The organism is Hahella sp. HN01, from assembly GCF_018986435.1.
In the GTDB taxonomy this organism is placed as follows: domain Bacteria; phylum Pseudomonadota; class Gammaproteobacteria; order Pseudomonadales; family Oleiphilaceae; genus Hahella.
Genome location: NZ_JAHMIN010000058.1, coordinates 1 through 18723 on the forward strand (window position 1 = coordinate 1; position 18723 = coordinate 18723).

Below are 18723 nucleotides of genomic sequence, written 5' to 3' on the forward strand. Positions count from 1 at the left end.
GCCGGCACGAAAGAAAGGGGATCTCAAAAAGAAAGTTCGATCCCATATGTGTATGTTGCAAAAGAAGCCTTCGAGGGTGAAAAAATACTTTAACCACCCAAGCATCAAATATGCGGCATAGAATGCCTATATCGATGCCGGATTAATAACGGGAGAATCGTTACAAACAAAACAATGTGGGTAGTCGAAAAGAGAAAGACCAAGGACGAACTATTTGAGGAGTCTACCAAGCAATACTTAGAAGCACATCCATGCAGAATAGCTATTGCTGTTGCCCGTCATCCAGATCTGATTACTGATAAGTTTTCAATCTATATCGATGGCAATATTCCTTCAACAAGAGACGGCAAACAACCCATCGATGGTTTCTCTGCAAGAGCCAGCGTCGGGCGCCACCGGATAATAATACGAGAAACAGACTACAGAAAAACTGACAGAATGGAGTCAAATACAGTTTACTTCGACACCTCCATAGAAAAAACCAGTAGCTTTTTACTAAAACTAGAAAAAGGAAATCTCATCTTGCTCGAAGTCTGAGACGTCCTCCGCCCCCCTACTTCAAACCACCATTTGAAGCCTCCGATGAACCTCATGAATTTCGTTATAACTGGGAGTTCGCGCTGGTTTGGAAAGGGATGTGTGGCGACTCTCATATGCGCTGCGCACTTCCTGGGCTCCACCCGCCCTATTCCCGTTCCTAAACCGGGGCACAAAATAGAATTTATCTTTCTCTCAGAACGAAGGTTATGCGTTTTTATCGCCAGTAGAACTGCCCGAAACGCAATATAGGGGTTAAGCGTGTTGGAAACGTCTTCGGGAATCCTCATGGTTGGCGCCGAGATCAGATAAGGCCACCGCGCGTTATCCGTCCCCACAATTACCGAGGAGCCAATGGCTAATTCTCCGTGAAAGTCGTCAAGAATGCGTCGCTGCACTCTTTCCTCCACTTCAAAGCCAAGCGTATTTCGAATCGCCAGATCCAGTCCGCCGTCCATAATGCCAAAGCTGTTCGCCGGACTGATCATCGCGTCGGCTGCCTTTGAGAAAAAGTCGCCTTGGATGATTTCAAAGTTATCAAAACCACTAAAGGCTTCTTTCCATGCCTTTACCAGCTTTTCAGACTGATCGATAAGAAATACTTTCTGAAGCAAGAATACTCTCTCCTCTTTGATCTCCATCACGCTTCCGCTGTTTTGATTAGCGAAGTCGCTTTTTATTCTACTCATAAGCGCTAGGCCACATGGGTAAAACGAGTTTGCCGCTTTAGCCACAGCCCTCAACCCGGCTCACCTAACGCGCTTTAATTGCCAGCGTAGTTTACTAAACTGAATATGCGCGACGCCTGCAAAACTTCAATCCATATTCACCAGGATGCGCTTCGGTGGAAAATGCTATGAAAGTTCTTTCGGTTTTAGGGTTATGGTTCTGCGCAACAGCAGCCGCCTACGCCGCTTCAGATACGCGGGAGGTGCTGAGAATCGGAGCGAACGATGAGATCGCGCAACTGTATGCGCCTTATCAGAGGTTCGTTGAAGCCGCTTTTCGGGATACCCCTTGGAGAATCGAGTGGGTGAACCTTCCTTTGGCGCGCTCCATACGCGCCGCCGATGAAGGCAGTATTGACGGTGATTTCATAAGAATTAAAGAGGTGACGGAGATTTACAGTCATTTGGTGGCCATACCCTGGCCACTGAATCGCCAGCGCTTTTATCTGTATATACCGACCTCATTGGACTGCCCCGACACGCAGAACATAGACCAATTAGTGGTCGGAAAATTATTAGGCATCTCCGCGTATGATCACTTCCCGGAAAACATCAAGAAGAATATGGTCTTTTCCCCCAATCTGGAGTCTTATGTGAACATGGCGATGGCGCACCGTATAAACGGCATCGCCATCACCGATGATCACTATAAAAAGATCAAAAGGAAATTCGACGTTGATTTCAAGAAGTGCAACGACCACATGCTATATGAAGCCGTTACTTATATGATGCTCAATATTAAGCACAAAGAAAAAATCCCTCAGATAGTAGAGGCTTTTTCAAAACATGTAGAACTTCTTCCAGCTGAAGATCGGGTGCAATGAAACAATCTTTATAAAGCGTCCATCGCATTTAACCTTTCATCAACCTTGCACCCAACATATCCATCATCCAATTACATACATACTGACTGAGCCCAGTGCTGTTCAGTAATAATTACAATGGGAACGCCACTATTCCGATACATCATGGCCTTCTCAATTTTCCGCCCAAAATTTTCATGAACCCAGCAATCCTTCACATAGGTTCCTATCACCAGATAATCCAGCGATTTCGTAACGTTTTTGGCTATCTTGCCTCCACGCGCCACAGTCGCTTCCTCGCATTGTTCCCGCGTCCCAAGCGCACAGGTTCCGCTAAAAAGGAAAGATCGTCCCTGAAAAGTAATCGGCGGCATAGGTTCAATAATAGGCAGTCTGGTTGCTTTAGCGACCTCGCCGAGATAAGACTCATCGCCAGAGATCCTTTTCAGAACACTTAGAAGCTCTGAGGACTCTTCTCCATCCAAAACACCGTCTTCCAACATAACGCTAACTCTATCTAACAAGTTAACGATAATTGGATTGTCAGAAGCGCTCCTGCTCTGCACCAGCCAAGTTTGCAGAAACTCCGCTTCCGCCTGCTCAACCTTTCCATCGGCGACAATGCCTTTACTCAGACCGATCAGTGTATCTATTTGCCTGTCCTTAATTTTATTTAGATTATATTCGGTGAAAATATCCATAAATATTCCCTCTCTAAAATGATTGAAACTTAAGGCGCGAATATTTTTAAAACTGAGAAACGGCCATATGCCAATGGATAATATTTAGATTATCCCCTGCACTCGCGATAATAGAATTCTAACTTTTGTAAAGACGGAATTTGTCGTTAAGAATGAAAAACGACACTGATGAGTCAGTCTTGGGTGGGCTTGATAATATAGGCAGTGATCGTAAAGATAAGCCAGATTAGGCCATCAAAAACTAACCTGACACAAACCGGAGAACGCTTTCTCAGTATAAAGAGATTTCAATAACTTACCCGACTCGATATCTACCGCAAGATAGTGGAGCGAGCCGTCTTTGTGCTCTTGAATAATTAATTCCCCGTCGCAAATCTTTGGCTGAGCAGCACGCCAGTTCACATCCACACTCCATTGTTTAAACAGTGAATAACAACTGCCTGTCCCGTTGGCGATCTTAGTCAATGGCGCAGGGTTGCAAGCAACTATGTCCCGGCTGGTGGAGACGATGATTGAGTTGGGTTTGAATGTCAGATTGGCGCGCCGCCAGTCATTACTCTCGAATTGAAACGCCTTCCCCTCCACATCCAGCATATACAGTTTTTGTTGGTACTCGAAAAGCTGGCTCGCCATCGTTTCCAATGGCCAGCTGGTCGTTCTTTCAGGTCCCGGGAGATAAACATAATGAAGGGGTGATTCTCCCCGTTCTGATCAATTTTAAAGCCCGCCAGATAGAGCCCTGCGTCTGTTTCAAATCCTGTGTAGGCGTTTTGTAGCTCTGTCTGAAGCGTTTGCCCTTGGTTAACGACAACGCCGTCATGCCTCCATGAGAAGACTGTTTGCGCGCAGGCGGAAAATGGAAATGCCAGCAGGGTCGCCAATACAAAAATACAAAGCCTTATCATACGGCTTGCTCTCAATAGCATGGAGTTCAAAAACAAAGACATCTGTTACCTCTGTCTTCCGCTTTCACACTTTCACACTTTTACACTTTTACACTTTCAAATTAGGCCAAAGAGAGAGACACGTCAGTAGAATCGCAGTTGCCCCTAAAGCATGCCATACAATGCTATCCAGCCCCACTCTCAAAAATGTATAAATCAGATAAAGGCCTACAAACGTAACGCCCAATTCCACTGCAATAGTTACTCCTGGCATGCGGTAGGACTTATTGTCGCAATGGCGGCACGTATATGGATCAACCTTAATACCTCGCCCCTCAAGGGTATTAATCTTTTTACAGTGTGGACACTTAATCAAACCTGACATTCCCCAATGATTGGTATGCCGAACAGGTAAACGGCAGGGCTCGCATGTTTACGGATGGATCGATTGCGGTTCAATAGGTAAGCACTCCCCTTGGACAAGCTTACTTTCCGCAAGAGAGATATGGCAGTTCGCGACGATTTCTTTGCCTTTCATTATGATCATGTCAGCGACATAGCTTATTTGATCGTCCATGGCTTTATATCCGGAAAACTCTATAAAGCTGAAGTCTGTTCTTGCATCAAGCGTTCGATAGCCGTCCAGCTTGATCTCACAGGCGTCAATAGACTGGATTACATCACTCCCACTTGCGCCCAGAAGTTCGAATCTCGGACAAACGTTATCGATCTCTAACTCACCGTGTATCAGGCGAACCTTATAGGTTTCCAGTTCGAATATTTTTTCTGGCTTATTCGCAGAGGCATCTTCAGCCTCTGCGTTTACCATCGCGCATCCACTTAAAAGCAAAATAAAGAGGCCGCTAAACCTGCACTTTCTCATTGCAAGGTTCCTATTGGCTGATGACTCTATTGGAAACACGTTTTCCAAAAGCAGGCCATTCTTAGACTTCCCCACCCGCCGCAAACCCAGACGCCCAGGCCCATTGGAAGTTGTGGCCGCCCAGGTGGCCGGTGACGTCGACGACTTCGCCGATGAAGTAGAGGTTGGGGATGTCTTTGGCGGCCATGGTTTTGGAGGAGAGGCAGTCAGTGTCGACGCCGCCCAGGGTGACTTCGGCGGTGCGATAGCCTTCGGTGCCGTTGGGTTTGATTTTCCAGCTTTTCAGAGCGTCTGCGACTTCCTGCAGGCGTTGGTTGGAGCATTGCTGGAAGGTTTCGTTCCAGTTTTTCCATTCGGTGAATATCTGCGCCACACGCTTGGGGAGCTTCGCATTGAGATAGGTCTCCAGGCGTTTATTGGGCGATTCCTGGCGCCAGGTTTTCAGCTCCGCCAGCACGTCGTCGTCCGGCAGCAAATCGATTGAGAGTTCCTGACCAGGTTTCCAGAAACTGGAGATCTGCAGCATGCTGGGGCCGCTCAGGCCACGATGAGTGAACAGCATGGGTTCTTTGAAGGTCACGCCATTAACGCTGACGGAGACCGGGCAACTGACGCCGGACAGCGGCGAAAAGCGCTGCAAATCATCCGGCTGCAGCGTGAAAGGCGCTAACCCCGCCCGAGTCGGCAATACCTTGAGGCCAAACTGTTCCGCGATCTTATAGCCGAAAGGCGATGCGCCCAGCGTGGGAATCGACAGCCCGCCGCTGGCGATCACCAAGGATTCGCACTGAATAACGCCGCTTGAGGTTTGCAGACGGAAGGCCTCACCGTCCTGCTCCACTGCATCAATGCTGCACTGCAGACGAATTTCCGCGCCGGCCCAGTCGCATTCGGTCAGCAGCATATTGAGAATATCTTTACTGCTCTCGTTGCAAAACAACTGCCCAGGCGTTTTTTCATGGTATTCAATGCCATGGCGCTCCACCCACTCCACAAAATGCTGAGGGGTATAGCGTCTTAGCGCAGAGATGCAGTAATGGGGATTATTGGATAAATAATTGGCCGGAGTGGAGTTCAGGTGGGTGAAGTTGCAGCGCCCTCCCCCGGACATAAGAATTTTTTTGCCTGCTTTATTGGCGTGATCCAGAACCAGGACTTTCCTGCCGCGATACCCAGCGGTGATCGCGCACATCAAACCAGCGGCGCCGGCGCCGATTATGACCACATCTACTTTTTCAACCACGAAAGACTCCACACTGACTGTCTGCAAACCAGCGCATTGTATGCCTCTCAGACTCTGTCGACGAATTTATTTATGTAGTCTTGGCAAGGTATGAACTAACGCAAAGGCGAGTGAACGCCTTTTCTATTGGCACAGGTAACGAATATCCGCCAACAAGGTGCGTTCGCTGTCCAGCACCGTACTGATGGTCTGGCACAAAAAGCCGGAGTTGGTGTCCCGATACGGTCGCGAATTGATGACTCGCCGTTGCAACAGACGCTCAATCGCCAACATCTGATAGAAATAAGGTCTGGCCGCCCAGTTGACCCCTTGATTGCCCATATGCTGTAACCATTCAGCGCCGTCCCAATCAAAGTTGGGCGTGATTTGCACTCCGGTGTGGTCGCAGATATAAAAACGCAGGAAGCCTTCCGGCGGTTGCGGCAGCGCGCCGACAAAGTTCTCATTGCGCAACACGCAGTCCTTGATATCGAGCACGCATTTTTCCATCTGATGGATGTAGTAAATGTGTCGGCGCTCCTCTTCCACTTTGCGATGGATAAAGCTCTCCAACAACATACCGACTTTCGACTGCGGCGCGTCCGGCGCCAAAAAACGCTCCAGCGCGGGATTGAAGATGTAACCCTGAATATAACGGGCGCCGCATTCCATGGCGAAACGGAACTCATCTTCCGTCTCCACCCCTTCGCAGATGATCTGACTGCCCGCACGCTCCGCCAGGTAACCCACGGACTGCACTACTTCACCGGAAATACCCCCTCGCGCCGCGCGCTTGAACAGACGCATATCCAGCTTAATAAGATCCGGCTCCAGAGAAATGATGCGGTTCAATTGCGAATATCCGGCGCCGAAATCATCAATGGCGATTCGCATGCCCGCGCGCCGGTATTCAGCCACCTGCTCCACCAGCGCGGCCTCGTCGCCGCCGTTCTCGGTAAACTCTACCACCACACGCTGCGGATCAATGCCGGCTTCATGAATCATGCGGATCGTGGGAACCTGCTCTTCGTCGCAGTTTTTGCGCATCCATTCGGGGGAAATGTTGAGAGTGAGGAAACAATCGGAAGGGAGGGTTTGAGCGGTTTCTAGCGCCTGCTTGCGCACCATGCGGTCAATATTCAAAAGCCGCCGTCGATCAACGCCGGGATCGGAGAATAAGGGCCCGGCGGACATCACTGCGCCGTCATCGCGGCGAATGCGCGCTAAAGCCTCATAACCCGCCACCATTCCCCGATTAATATCGACGATAGGCTGAAAAAAAGGGAGGTACTGATTACGTTCTGGTTGGACCCCGTCACAGGGCTCGTTTGGGACTCCATCGAGGTTTGTCCCCAAACTCGATATGCGCTTCGCAACCGAATCCATTTTTACTCCGAAAGTAAAGAAGGAGGCCAGTAGTACAGCCGATTAGGTTAGGCCATTTGATCATAACCTACTGTAAAGGTTTGAATATTTAGGTGTACTTTAGTAACTGCCACGCTGTCTGGGCAATTTATACCTTGTAACATCCATATTGCAAGGCGGCGCTCCAACATCCGGGGAAAAATAAACTCTATTTAATCCGCGCCTCTTCAAACCTGAGTTCCACTCGCATCCCATCCGGTCGGCGATCGATTTGCAGCGACCAGGCCATGGCTTCCGCAATTTCCTGGCATAGTTTGAGTCCTATGCGGTTACTTTCCTCCCGCTCTGTAGCTTCAGAGGGCCCATCCACCTCTTCGTCAATGTTGAGAACAACCAAGCTGTTCTCACTCAGAGTCACAGTGACGGAGCCCGCTGCAGTGTGCTGAAACGCATTGCGAACCAGATTGGCGGAGATGATGGTCCAGGGCGTGATGGCTATCGGCGTCACCCATGTGCCCGGCGCATCCAAAGTGACGGACACCTGCTTGCTGTGCAGCAGATAACGGTGGAAATCGATCTGCTCGCGAATCGCCGCCGCCAAGTCCTCGTCGCGACGGGGCGCCCCTTCCCGCTGCTCCCGTCCCAACCACAGAAGCGTTTCCGTCATGCTTTGCATGCCATAGGCGGCGCGCTCGATACGCGCCAGCGACGGGGTCAGTTCTTCCGGCGGATTGCGGCGTTGCAGCAGCTCGACATTGTTGCGCACCACCGCGATAGGCGTACGCAGCTCATGACTGGCGTGCCGTAGAAAATCCTTCTCCCGCTGCAGAGCAGTGCGCAATCGTGCGAAGGCGCTGTGCAGCTTCTCGGCGATATCCGAAAATTCCGCAAAGCCCATCTGCGGCGGTTTTTCCGTCAGGGTATCCAGATTCAGGTTATGCGCCCAGTGCGCCAAACGGTCTACACGTCGCCCCACATACAGCAAAAACAGATGCGTGAGAATGATAACGCTGAGGATCACCGCAAGCGCCAGAATGATCTGACTCACGCGAATGCGCCAGATCTGATGGCGTACGTCATGCTGCAGCGCGCCCGGCGTAGGATGCCGGGTGATGTAGAGCCATTCGTCGTTCGACAGATGAAAGGGAAACAGGAAGTAGATGTCCCCCGGAGCTTTTGGCTCCGAGGTTTCATTGCGAAACAGGACTTCCAGATCGGCGGAAACCAATTCGGACTGATCAAGCCGCGATTGATAGGGCTCAGGCACCGCAGACCAGTCCCGATAAGACTGCACATACAGACCTGACGGCAATTCCGCCTCAGGATTATTGGCGAGACGCTGATCGTAATCCTGAGCCAGAAAGTACATCTCCACCGTCATTGCCTGCTCCAGACCGCGCCCGAAATACTCTTTCAGCAACAAGGTGTAGATGATCACAATCAGGGTCGCGATCCCCAGCAGGTAATAGCGGAAAACCCGTCTGACGCCGAACTCTTTAGCGAACTTCAAACCGCCTCCTCTCCATCGCGCTCCGCCTCGCCGCAACGGACGCCCTGCCCCGGCACGGTATGAATCAGCGCGCTGGCGAAGGGTTTGTCCACCGCCATGCGCAGTTTGTATAAATGCACTTTGAATGCATTGCTGTCCGGCGGCGAATCCGGCCATAACAACTGTTCCAGATCGCTCTTGCTCACCACGCCCGGGCTGTGCCGCATCAGCTTTTCCAGCAACTGCCAGCCTGTAGGCGTTAGCGTTAACGCCTTGCCCTCTCGCCGCACCTGCCGCTGGTCCAGATCCATCTGCAACGGCCCTACCGTCAGCAAACGCGCCTGGCCGCTGCGGCGGCGGGACAACGCCTGCAAACGCACAATCAACTCTGCAAAGGCGAACGGCTTCACCAGATAATCATCAGTGCCGGCGCGAAAGCCTTCCACCTTGTCGTCCAGGGTGTCTCGCGCGGTGAGCATGAGCACCGGGGTATCCACGCCCTCTTCTCTCAGTTTGCGACACATGGCCAACCCGTTCATGCGCGGCATATTGATATCCAGCAGCATCACATCGTAAGCGTTGGCCCGCGCAAGATTAAATCCCGCCACGCCATTAGCTGCGTGATCGCAACTCATGTTCTCCAGCGCCAGATAATCCAGCACGGTGGTGGCCAGATCGATATCGTCCTCCACCAGCAGCACTCGCAAATGGCCGCTCATAGTCTTTTTCCCATCATCAAACCGCTTCATCGGGCGCGCCCAAAACCGTACTGGCCGCGCCGTTGTCGCCCGCCTCATGGCGTCGTCCGCCAATCAGGCTGCGCATATCCTCACTGATAGCCAGCAATACCGGGATCAACACCAAAGTGATGACCGTTGCGAAAAGTATACCGTATCCCAGCGCCACCGCCGCCGGGATGAGAAATTGCGCCTGTACGGACGTTTCATATATCAATGGGGCCAGTCCTACGAAAGTAGTGCTGGAAGTCAGCAAGATGGCGCGCAAACGGCTGGCGCAGGCGTGCTTCACCGCCTCTTTGACCGCCATGCCGCTCTGGCGCGCTTCATTGAATTCCGCCACGATCAGCAAACTGTCGTTCACCACGACGCCGGATAACGCCAACACGCCAAACAGAGACAGCAGACTCATAGAGATGCCCACCATCCAATGACCCAGAATCGCTCCCACCACGCCAAACGGAATGGCGGTCATGATGATCAAGGGCTGCCCGTATGAGCGCAGGGGAATCGCCAGCAGCGCATAAATGCCGAACAACGCCAGGGCGAACGCCTTGATGAAGGAGGCGCTGGTTTCCGCCTGTTCCGTCGCTTCGCCGCCGAAATTGACCGTCAGGCCCGGGTAATCCAGTTGCAGTTTACGCAGCTCGCCGCTCTGCAACGCCGTGAGAATTTCCTGAGGCGAGGTAATGTTTTTGTCTACATCCGCCGTCACCACCGCCACCTGCTTGCGGTCCACCCGGGTGATTTCGTTGGCGACATAGGAAGACTCCAGTTTCGCCACGCTCAGCAGCGGCAGCACGCGTCCGTCATCAGTGCGCACGCGGGCGTTGACCAGATCGTCCACATGACTGCGATCACTGGAGGGATAACGAATCTTCACTTTCACTTCGTCCTTGCCCCGTTGAAAGCTCTGCGCTTCATACCCCTGAAAGTTCTGCTGCACCTGGGCGGACAACTGCGCCGTAGTCAATCCCAGCGCGCGCCCGGAATCAGTCAGCGACAGCGTAATCTGCGGCTGACCGACCTTGAGGGTGCTCTCCATATTCTCCACCCCGGCGTATTCTTGCAGCGCGGCGATCAGTCTGTCGTTGGCCAGGGTCAGGGTGTGGTTGTCATTGGAAGCCAGCTCAACGCGCAGGTCTTCCGGTCCATCAAACGCAGTGATGAACTTCACTGACCGCGCGCCCTCTACTGCGCCGACTTTCTTCTGCCACAGGGCCGCCACTTCGTCGATGCTCAGTGCGCGCTGCTTCTGTTCCGCCAGTTCCGCAGTGATGGACACGTCAGTTTCCGACGCCACCCTCACCTGCAGGTTGGCGATGATCGGCGTTTCCATCTGCTTCGACTCGATTAACTCAGCGTTCAGATCCTGCGCCGCCTGCTCAATACGCAGCGCCTCGCGCTGGGTCAGTCCGTATCCGACATCGTCCTGCATGGTCAATTGCACGTTGATGACATCTCCCGGCACATTGGGGAAGAACACGAAGCGCACCGCGCCGGCGGGTATCAGCCCCGCGACGACGATAAACAACGCCAGCATCGCCGCCAGCGTGGCGTAACGGTATTCCAAAAGCACATGCAAGGCGCGGCGATAGTAGCGATGGGTGAAGTGCTCCAGGCCCAATCGTACTTTCTCCTGCACCGCCTCCAGCCAGCGCGCGGCGAAGTGCTTACGTCCCTGCTTTTTCTTTTCCCGCACATGGGCCAAGTGAGCCGGCAAAATCAGCTTGGACTCAATCAGAGAAAACACCAGACAGAAGATCACCACGATGCCGAACTGGGCGAACAGCTGCCCCATCTTGCCTTCCACCAGTTGCAGGCCGGCGAACGCCACAATGGTGGTCAACACGCCAAAGGTGGCGGGAACCAACACCCGCTGTACGCCGCGGATGGTGCTGGCCACATTGGTGCCGCGCTGGCTTTGCTCGGTATGAATGCTTTCGCCAATCACCACCGCGTCATCCACCACGATACCCAGCGCCATGATGAAACCAAAGGTCGTGAGCGAATTGATAGTCATGGCGGACAGACCGTCCCCCATCAGAAATACGGCGCCGGCAATGGAAATCGGAATACCAGCGGCGACCCACAGGGCCACACGGAAGTTCAAAAACAACGCCAGCAGAACCAGCACCAGCAGAATTCCCTGGAAACTGTTTTTGTACATCAGGTTCAAGCGATCAGCGATGGCGCTGCTTTTGTCATACCAGGTTGCGCTGGAAACGCCTTGCGGCAGGTTTTCACGAAACGCTTCGGTAATCTGTTCCGCACGCTCAGAGACTTTCATGATGTCGGAATCGCCGATCATCTCCACTTTCAGTGCGATGGAGGGCTCGCCGTTGAAACGGGACAGCACCGGCGTATCGTCATAGGCGTCATTGATCTGAGCGACGTCCCCCAGAGTGACGCGCGCGCCATTGAGCTGCTCCTTCACCACGATGCTTTCAAAGTCGCGGCGGCGGTATTTCTGATCATCGGCCTTGATGACCATATAACCGTCCGCGCTGCGTAATTCGCCACCGCTGCGAATCAGTGAAGAGCCGTTGATGGCGGCGGCCACATCGGAGAGCGTCAGACCATAGGCCTGCAACCGGCTTTCACTGATCTCGACAGTAATTTCCGGCGTGCGATCGCCATAGGTGGTCACGCGCTTGATTTCCGCATCCGCGAGCAGTTCATCGCGCAGCTGCTCCGCCAGATCCTGCAGCACGTCCTGGTCCGCATCGCCATAAAGCTGCGCCCAAATGGCGTGATCCACATGCTCCGCCTGGCTGATGACCGGCTTTTCCGCCGCCTCCGGCAGATTCTTGATGGCGTCCACGCGGATTTTGACGTCCTGATTGAGCTTATCGAGGTCGTAGTCGCTTTCTTTCTCAATCGTCACCGTCACCGACGAGGTGGAGGATTTACTGGTGATCTGCTTGATGCCCTGCACGCTCTGCAAGGCTTCTTCGATCTTGATGGCGACGCCCTCTTCCGCTGCTTTGGCGGAGCCGCTTGAGTAGCTGACGCTGACGGTGACTTCATCCGGCGGCAAGGAGGGAAAGCCTTCCTTGCGCAATTCAAATGCGGTCACTACGCCAGCCAGCAGAATCACCGCCATCAGCAAGTTGGCGGCGACGGGATTGCGCACGAACCAGGCGACCCAACCCCCGCCCGCGTTAAACTGTTTGGAACTCATTGCGCCGTCTCCCGCACAGGGTGAACCTGCGCGCCCGGCGCGTAGCCGGCCAAAGGATTACGCACCACCGCCAGGGTGGCGGCGCTTTCCGCTTTCACATAGATAGAATCGTCGCCAGTGAACAGAATGTCCGGCGTTTCCCGCGCCAGCTTGTCGTCCTGATCCACGTACCACAGATAGCCGCCTGCGGTCACCGCAGACGCCGGCACTTTCAACACGTTGTCCATATCGGCGCCGCGAATCTCCGCTTCCACAAACGCGCCTGGCAGCAATGCAGTTTCCTGCTGCAACGGCTGCTTGACCTCCACCAGCAGCCCCCGCAGACGTGTGGAAGCGTCGATATAATTATCCAGCCCCACCACCTGGGCGCTCCAGGCGGCGCCGTCCTCTTCTATGGAGCGCAGGGTGACTGTTTCCGGCAAGTCCTGCTGCAACATTCCCCACTGGTGATGGGTCAGGGACAGGCGCACCTGTACCGCCTCGACGGAATACAGAGTTCCGGCTTCCGCGCCTACGTTGACATAATCCCCCAAAGCGACGCTACGGCTGACCACCACGCCGGCGAATGGCGCAACGACCCGGGTGCGCGCCAGATTGTTACTCGCCTGCTCCACCGCCGCCTGAGCGGCTTCGAACTTGGCTTTGGCGCTGGCCAGTTGCGGTTTATGCAAGGTTAAATCCGACGCCGGCGTTTTAATGCCGGAACGCTTCCAGTCTCTTTCCGCCTGTTCGGCCTCGCGCTGCTCCTGCTGCAACGCGTAATCGGCTTCGGCGAGCGTCTGCCTGGCGCTGGCGAGCGCTGCGCGATAATCGGTGGCGTCGATAACGAACAGTAATTCCCCTTTGGTGACGTGCGCTCCTGCGGTGAATACTTTTCCCACTTCAGTCACTTTGCCGGCCACGTCCGCTTTTAGTTTCAGCTCATATTCCGGCGTCGCTTCCCCGTTCAACCTGAGCTGGTAGGGATAAGCGCCAGGGGTGCTTTCAATCACCGTCACCGCGGGCAGACTCTGATGCTTTTCGCTCTGCATCGGCGCCGGCTTGTTGTTGATGGCGTAGGCGGTCGCCCACAGCGCCAGTGGAATCGTCGTCAGCGCCAGCAGAGACACCCAGGCTTTTCTGCGTCGGCGAGCTTTGGCGTCAGCATTTGCAGCGCTATGGGCCGCGTCTTCGGGAGAGGGTTTTACGATGGCGTTCATAGTGTCAGTCCAAGGGCCAGGCCCAGTGTAATTCGGTTACTCATACGGTCACGGCGCGTCTCCAGCAGCTGGGTCTGGGCGTCGAACAGGCTGCGCTGCGCCTGCAGAAGATCAGTGATGTCCGCCAGCCCCTGGGAGTACAACTCCTGATAGTGGCTGAGGCTGGATTCGGCGTGCTCCCTGGCGCTTTGATAGTGAGTTTGCTGCGCGCTCAAGCGACGTTCGCTTTCCAATGCGCTCTCCACTTCATTGAGAGCGTTCAGCAGGGTGTCCCGATAGTTCCACCACGCCCGCTCAGCCACACTGGCCTGCGCGTCTGCATTAGCTTTGATTTTTCCTCCGTTAAACAAAGGCGCCGTCATTGAGCCAAGCAGGCTCCAGGCCGGACTTTGCTGGAACAGGTCGCTCACACGTTCTCCACTGTCGGATAAAGAAGCGGACAGGGAAAAACCAGGCAGCAGGTTCTTGTAGGCTGCGCTGGCGCGAGCGTCTTCCGCCAGAATTCGACGATAGGCGGCCTGCAAATCCGGCCGCGCGCCGATCACCTGCATAGGCGTGTCCGCCTGGGGCAACGTCACCTCCGGCAGGGTTTCCGCGGTTTGATTCGGCGTTTGCGGCAACCGTCCTAAAAGCACATTCAGCGTACGCAGGCGGTCATGATAGGTTTGGCTCAGTTGTTCCAGCTGAGCCTTGGCGTTGGCGGTGGATAAACGCGCCGCATCCAGATCGGCGAGGTCGCCAAGTCCGCTCTGAAACCGCTCCAGGATGGTGGTTTCGGTGAGTTGCAGGCTGTCTATACGCGCCTGCTGAATAGCCAGCCGGCTCTGATCAGCGGACAAAGCAATCCAGGTTTGCATTACCTGCGCCGCCAGGGAGGCTTTAGCGGCGTTCAAGTCTTCTTCCGCGGCGGCATAGTCTTCACGCGCAGCGTTGCTTTGATCGCTGAGACGCCCCCAGGTATCCAGTTCCCAGGACAGGTTCAAGCCGGCCGAGTAGGTGCTGTGGGCGTCCACCTCGTCACTTCCTGAGCGCTCGCCCTTGGCGCTGGCGGACACTTCGGGTATGCGGGAAGCGTTCTGCGCCGTCAGACTGAACCCGCTTTCACGCAAGCGCAGCGCCGTCTGACGCAAGTCAGGATTGGCCTGCATGGCCTCTTGCAACAGGCCTTGTAATTGTGCGTCGGCAATCAGGTCTGTCAGACTCTCCAGCGAGACGCCCTCACCCAGCGACTGATCCCAGGCGGCGGGGGTTTCTATATTTTCCAGGTTGCTTGCCTGCTTAACCGGCGTCAAACTGCAGGCGGTCAACGACAGCAGCAGCGCTGGAATAATGCATCGTTTGAATTGAAGTACTACGGACAATTTCGTCGACCCCGATATGATTGATACGACAATGGCGACATCCTATCGGGAAACGGGTTAACGGCCGGTTAACGCTGGCGTGGATACCGCAGAAATAGCGGATGCGCCGCCAAAGCCGATCAGATTCATCGTTGCAGCGATTGATCAAGCCTTTTTCGAATAAGCAGAAGGATTCAACATGTTATTAGAACTCGCTATCGGCGACGCTTACGGCGCTGGTTTCGAATACGCTTCCAACAAGATTGTGCGCGAGAACAACTTCGGCGAGCAGTACATCCAACACCAGCGACACACCACTATTCTGCCGGGCCAGTACACCGACGACGCTCAAATGGCGATCGCCGTAGCGGAAGCCCTAATCGCAGAACAGCACTGGAACGAGACTATTCTCGCCGGCTACTTTCTTAACGCTTTCAAGCGTGATCAGAGGGAGGGTTACGCCAAAGGCTTCTATGATTTTCTCTGTAGCGTAGAGACGGCGGAGGAATTTCTGGCGCGCATCAAACCCGACAGCGAGAAAAGTGGAGCCGCCATGCGCGCCAGTCCCATCGGCGTCCTGGCGGATGAGAAGCAAGTCATCGAATACTGCGCGCTACAGGCGAAAGTCACCCATAACACCCCGCTCGGCGTAAATGCCGCCCTCGCCGCCGCTTTGATGACGCACTATTTCATTTACGACCTCGGCCCGAAACAGGACCTTGGCGAATACATCGCCTCCAAAGTCCCCGGCGACTGGAATGTCCCCTGGAAAGGTAAAGTCGGCGCCTTGGGCGTGGATTCCTCTCGCGCCGCCATCACGGCGGTCATAGCGGAAAACGACCTCAAGTCCATTCTGCTTAAATGCATCGCTTACACGGGGGATACGGACACCGTCGCCACTATCGCCCTGGCTGCGGCCGCGTGCTCGAAAGAAGTAGACAAAAACCTTTCACAGTCGCTTTACGACAACTTGGAAAGAGGCGCATACGGCTATGATTACATCGCAACGCTGGATAACAAGCTGATGGCGCGGGTGAAATAAAAGTCGCTTACGCCTGACCGAACACTCAGGCGTAAGCCTAACGAATTATTATGTGACGCACGGCGGCTTTTCGTTATTTTTTCATTGCATATCAATCGCTTGAAAAGCATAAATGTCGGCTCACATGAAACGGATAAAGTGTAACGGAGTACGCGCCAAAGATTGCCTCTCCCTGCCCTTCATACTGTTTCAAACAATCTCAAATGCACACAGTAAGTGGTAACAGGACATGCCAGTCTTTGCATATCAGTCGTTAAACTCCAACGCCAGTAGCGACCATGGCGTCAGCGCATCAAACTCGCAACACTTTACACGGATGACTCACGATCATTCCGCTACTAATCATCAGGGGCCCTGGCTGCTGGTGCCGCCGACGAATCCCAACGTCGAACCGCATGAACTGCTTCATGGCCCTTCCCAGATGATTTCTACGGCGTCAGCAGGGAAAATGAATAAAGGACAGCACGATAACGCTTCCTTTCGGAGCCTGGTGGAAGGCAAGGCGCGCTTGAATCATCAACATTTAGGCCAAGCTTTCGGACAGAGTTGCGACCTGATGGTTTTTGGAGAATTGAACAGCGAGCATGCAGAATGGGCCACACTGAAAAATAGCGCCGGCCCGATATTCAAAACGTCGACGCCCGCCAAAGCATGTAACTGCTTCAGTGTGCACGCCACCAATAACAGCCAGCATCGCTTCGTGGGCGACGGCCAGGGTTGGATCGCCATAAAGAGCTACGGCGTCCTGGCGGTCTTCGTACACGTCCCCAACTCAGTCGCCAAATCAGCAGACGCAGCCAAGGTATTTTACGGCGCCATTCGCAACCAATTACTGCAAAGCAACGCAGGGGTTATCGACATCATCATGGGCGACACCAACCAGGGAAGTAACGACTTTACCCACACCGTAGTCAGCGAAGCCCTGGGACAAACCTTCGCTGATGCGCACACAGGCTCATCGATACAACCCTTCGACGCTCACAATAGAGAGTTTCAAGGCACCAACAGCACGGGAACCAAAAAATACGACGTGGCGGTTTACAATACCCAATCAGTTAGGGTCAATCGCCTGATCTACCTTTCTCAGTTCGCTCCCACCAGCCACCAAAGCTGGGAAGCCGTAGCCATCACCGACCATATGGGTATCGGTGTAGAAGTTGAGCGGATATAGAATCGTTATAAACAGTTGAGTAATTAATAAGTGCAAGGGGCTGTGCAAGTCCCTTGTCTTCGATTTTTCAGGCTAGACTCTACGCTCTATTCTTTTAGCTAACCAATTTATGTAGCCTGAAAAATGCAGCAATAGATCGCGACTCTTCCTATCAAGCGCCGCCATGAAAAAACTTCTCTTTATTTTATACTCCATGACTGCCTACGGGTGTTGCTTCGATGGTCAACTTCAGCATGACAGCTTTGTCCCTGCAGACTTAGTCGTAATCAATAAAACAGATTACCGGGTTAATATAAGACTTCTATATAACTTCGACACCGAAGTCGCAGGTTTTTCCATACCTGGACAATCCCTACGCCCAAATGAAGAAACGGATACCATCAATATCACCAGGCGAGGTTACAAGGCCATTTCGGATCAGTACTTTTTCATAAGCGGATCTTGTGGCGAATTTGACAATGATGAAGCGCCAGGGAATCGTTTCAGAGTCGAAGCGTCAGCCGGGAAGGAATATGCACTGGTCGTAATAGATAGCTGCGAGTCATTTTCGAAATGAGAAAATTAGCTTTAATCAGTATGTTCCCCATCGCTTTGTTTGGCTGCTGCACTGGCGAATCATACATACACAGCGGCTTATTCCCTGCTAACGTAATAATTAGAAACAGCACAAATAACAAGGTATATATCAATAGCTTTTTTGCGTCAGAAGATGCAGATGCCGCTTTTTCAGTTGGAAGTATGACTTTATCTCCCGGCGAAGAGTCAAAAATAATACAAATGACGGTCACTTCCTATGACGCCATTATGGCGAAGAAGTTTTACATCGTAGGCGCTTGCGGAAGCGCAGAGAAACAGCCAGCCCCAGGCGTAAACTTCAGGCTTGAGCAATCAGAAAAATACTGGCTGACCACAATAATCATTGATGATTGCAGCTACCTAAACTCTAATCCATCTGATCAGTATGAAGGAAAGCGAGTATCTCGATAATTTTCATTGCATCATACGCGGGGTTACTAACCCATTTCGCAGTCTAAAACCTACTGAAATCGACATGTAAAGACAAACATGGATGACTCCATAAAATATTTATCATGAAAAAGCTTTTAACAATTATCGTACTGCTAACTATTTCATCCGGCTGCTGCTTCGACTACTCCTACTCGATCAGAGGAGCAGCTCCTACCAATATCATTATTAAAAACAACACAAACGACACTATTAACATAGAAGAATTCTATGCTGCACCAGAGGCTAATGCTGCATTTTTTATGAGGAACTTTCGCCTCCATCCAGGCAAATCGCACTATGTGGTTGAATAGTAGACAGTAAATCCATAGAGTACGCCCATTTTTCTCCCCTAATAAGGACTGTTATGGGTTCTTCTTTAATTGACGGCGTTAAACACCATTTCTCCAGCCTTTCTGATCCTCGTCGAGAG

General features: G+C 53.0%; 16 protein-coding genes. 5 read left to right on the forward strand and 11 right to left on the reverse strand.

The features are described from left to right. Nucleotides 1-455: 455 nt before the first annotated feature. The gene (locus KP814_RS30290; RefSeq protein ID WP_216740288.1) at nt 456-1226 is read right to left on the reverse strand and encodes a macro domain-containing protein; all 771 of its coding nucleotides are present in this window, start codon (nt 1224-1226) and stop codon (nt 456-458) included. Between the two features lie 167 nt (nt 1227-1393). On the opposite strand from KP814_RS30290, the gene KP814_RS30295 reads away from it, so the two are divergent. Then, entirely contained in the window at nt 1394-2089 is a 696-nt protein-coding gene (locus tag KP814_RS30295) for a hypothetical protein (protein ID WP_216740289.1), read from the forward strand. Nucleotides 2090-2160: 71 nt separating this feature from the next. Here KP814_RS30295 and KP814_RS30300 read toward each other — a convergent pair whose 3' ends face one another. The 10 genes from KP814_RS30300 to KP814_RS30345 form a co-directional block, all read right to left on the reverse strand. Beyond that, entirely contained in the window at nt 2161-2769 is a 609-nt protein-coding gene (locus KP814_RS30300; RefSeq protein WP_216740290.1) for a BRCT domain-containing protein, read from the reverse strand. A 234-nt stretch (nt 2770-3003) separates the two neighbouring features. Further along, entirely contained in the window at nt 3004-3402 is a 399-nt protein-coding gene (locus KP814_RS30305) for a hypothetical protein (RefSeq protein ID WP_216740291.1), read from the reverse strand. A gap of 684 nt (nt 3403-4086) precedes the next feature. Beyond that, on the reverse strand, nt 4087-4536 hold the full coding sequence (locus tag KP814_RS30310; RefSeq protein WP_216740292.1) for a hypothetical protein: 450 nt from the start codon (nt 4534-4536) through the stop codon (nt 4087-4089). 61 nt (nt 4537-4597) lie between these two features. Continuing rightward, entirely contained in the window at nt 4598-5779 is a 1182-nt protein-coding gene (locus KP814_RS30315; RefSeq protein ID WP_216740293.1) for an NAD(P)/FAD-dependent oxidoreductase, read from the reverse strand. A gap of 123 nt (nt 5780-5902) precedes the next feature. Further along, a complete protein-coding gene (locus KP814_RS30320; RefSeq protein WP_216740294.1) occupies nt 5903-7144 on the reverse strand; it encodes an EAL domain-containing protein in 1242 nt (413 codons plus the stop codon). Nucleotides 7145-7331: 187 nt separating this feature from the next. Next, nucleotides 7332-8633: a HAMP domain-containing sensor histidine kinase gene (locus tag KP814_RS30325; RefSeq protein ID WP_216740295.1), complete on the reverse strand. Its 1302-nt coding sequence runs from the start codon at nt 8631-8633 to the stop codon at nt 7332-7334. Further along, nucleotides 8630-9331: a response regulator transcription factor gene (locus KP814_RS30330; protein WP_216740296.1), complete on the reverse strand. Its 702-nt coding sequence runs from the start codon at nt 9329-9331 to the stop codon at nt 8630-8632. Before KP814_RS30330 ends, KP814_RS30325 begins: the two co-directional genes overlap by 4 nt. 16 nt (nt 9332-9347) lie before the next feature. After that, nucleotides 9348-12533 carry an efflux RND transporter permease subunit gene (locus KP814_RS30335; RefSeq protein WP_216740297.1) on the reverse strand — a complete coding sequence of 1062 codons (3186 nt, stop codon included), beginning with the start codon at nt 12531-12533 and terminating at the stop codon, nt 9348-9350. Then, a complete protein-coding gene (locus KP814_RS30340) occupies nt 12530-13732 on the reverse strand; it encodes an efflux RND transporter periplasmic adaptor subunit (RefSeq protein WP_216740298.1) in 1203 nt (400 codons plus the stop codon). Before KP814_RS30340 ends, KP814_RS30335 begins: the two co-directional genes overlap by 4 nt. Continuing rightward, a complete protein-coding gene (locus tag KP814_RS30345) occupies nt 13729-15093 on the reverse strand; it encodes a TolC family protein (RefSeq protein WP_216740299.1) in 1365 nt (454 codons plus the stop codon). Before KP814_RS30345 ends, KP814_RS30340 begins: the two co-directional genes overlap by 4 nt. 178 nt (nt 15094-15271) lie before the next feature. Between KP814_RS30345 and KP814_RS30350 the strand changes: the two genes are divergently transcribed. The 4 genes from KP814_RS30350 to KP814_RS30365 all read left to right on the forward strand — a co-directional run bounded on the left by KP814_RS30350 (nt 15272) and on the right by KP814_RS30365 (nt 18272). Beyond that, nucleotides 15272-16114, forward strand: a complete 843-nt coding sequence (locus KP814_RS30350) for an ADP-ribosylglycohydrolase family protein (protein ID WP_216740300.1) — start codon at nt 15272-15274, stop codon at nt 16112-16114. Nucleotides 16115-16343: 229 nt separating this feature from the next. Then, nucleotides 16344-17285: a hypothetical protein gene (locus KP814_RS30355; protein WP_216740301.1), complete on the forward strand. Its 942-nt coding sequence runs from the start codon at nt 16344-16346 to the stop codon at nt 17283-17285. A 163-nt stretch (nt 17286-17448) separates the two neighbouring features. After that, nucleotides 17449-17841: a hypothetical protein gene (locus tag KP814_RS30360; RefSeq protein WP_216740302.1), complete on the forward strand. Its 393-nt coding sequence runs from the start codon at nt 17449-17451 to the stop codon at nt 17839-17841. Further along, complete coding sequence (locus tag KP814_RS30365) at nt 17838-18272, forward strand: hypothetical protein (protein WP_216740303.1); 435 nt, start codon at nt 17838-17840, stop codon at nt 18270-18272. Before KP814_RS30360 ends, KP814_RS30365 begins: the two co-directional genes overlap by 4 nt. Nucleotides 18273-18723: the final 451 nt, after the last annotated feature.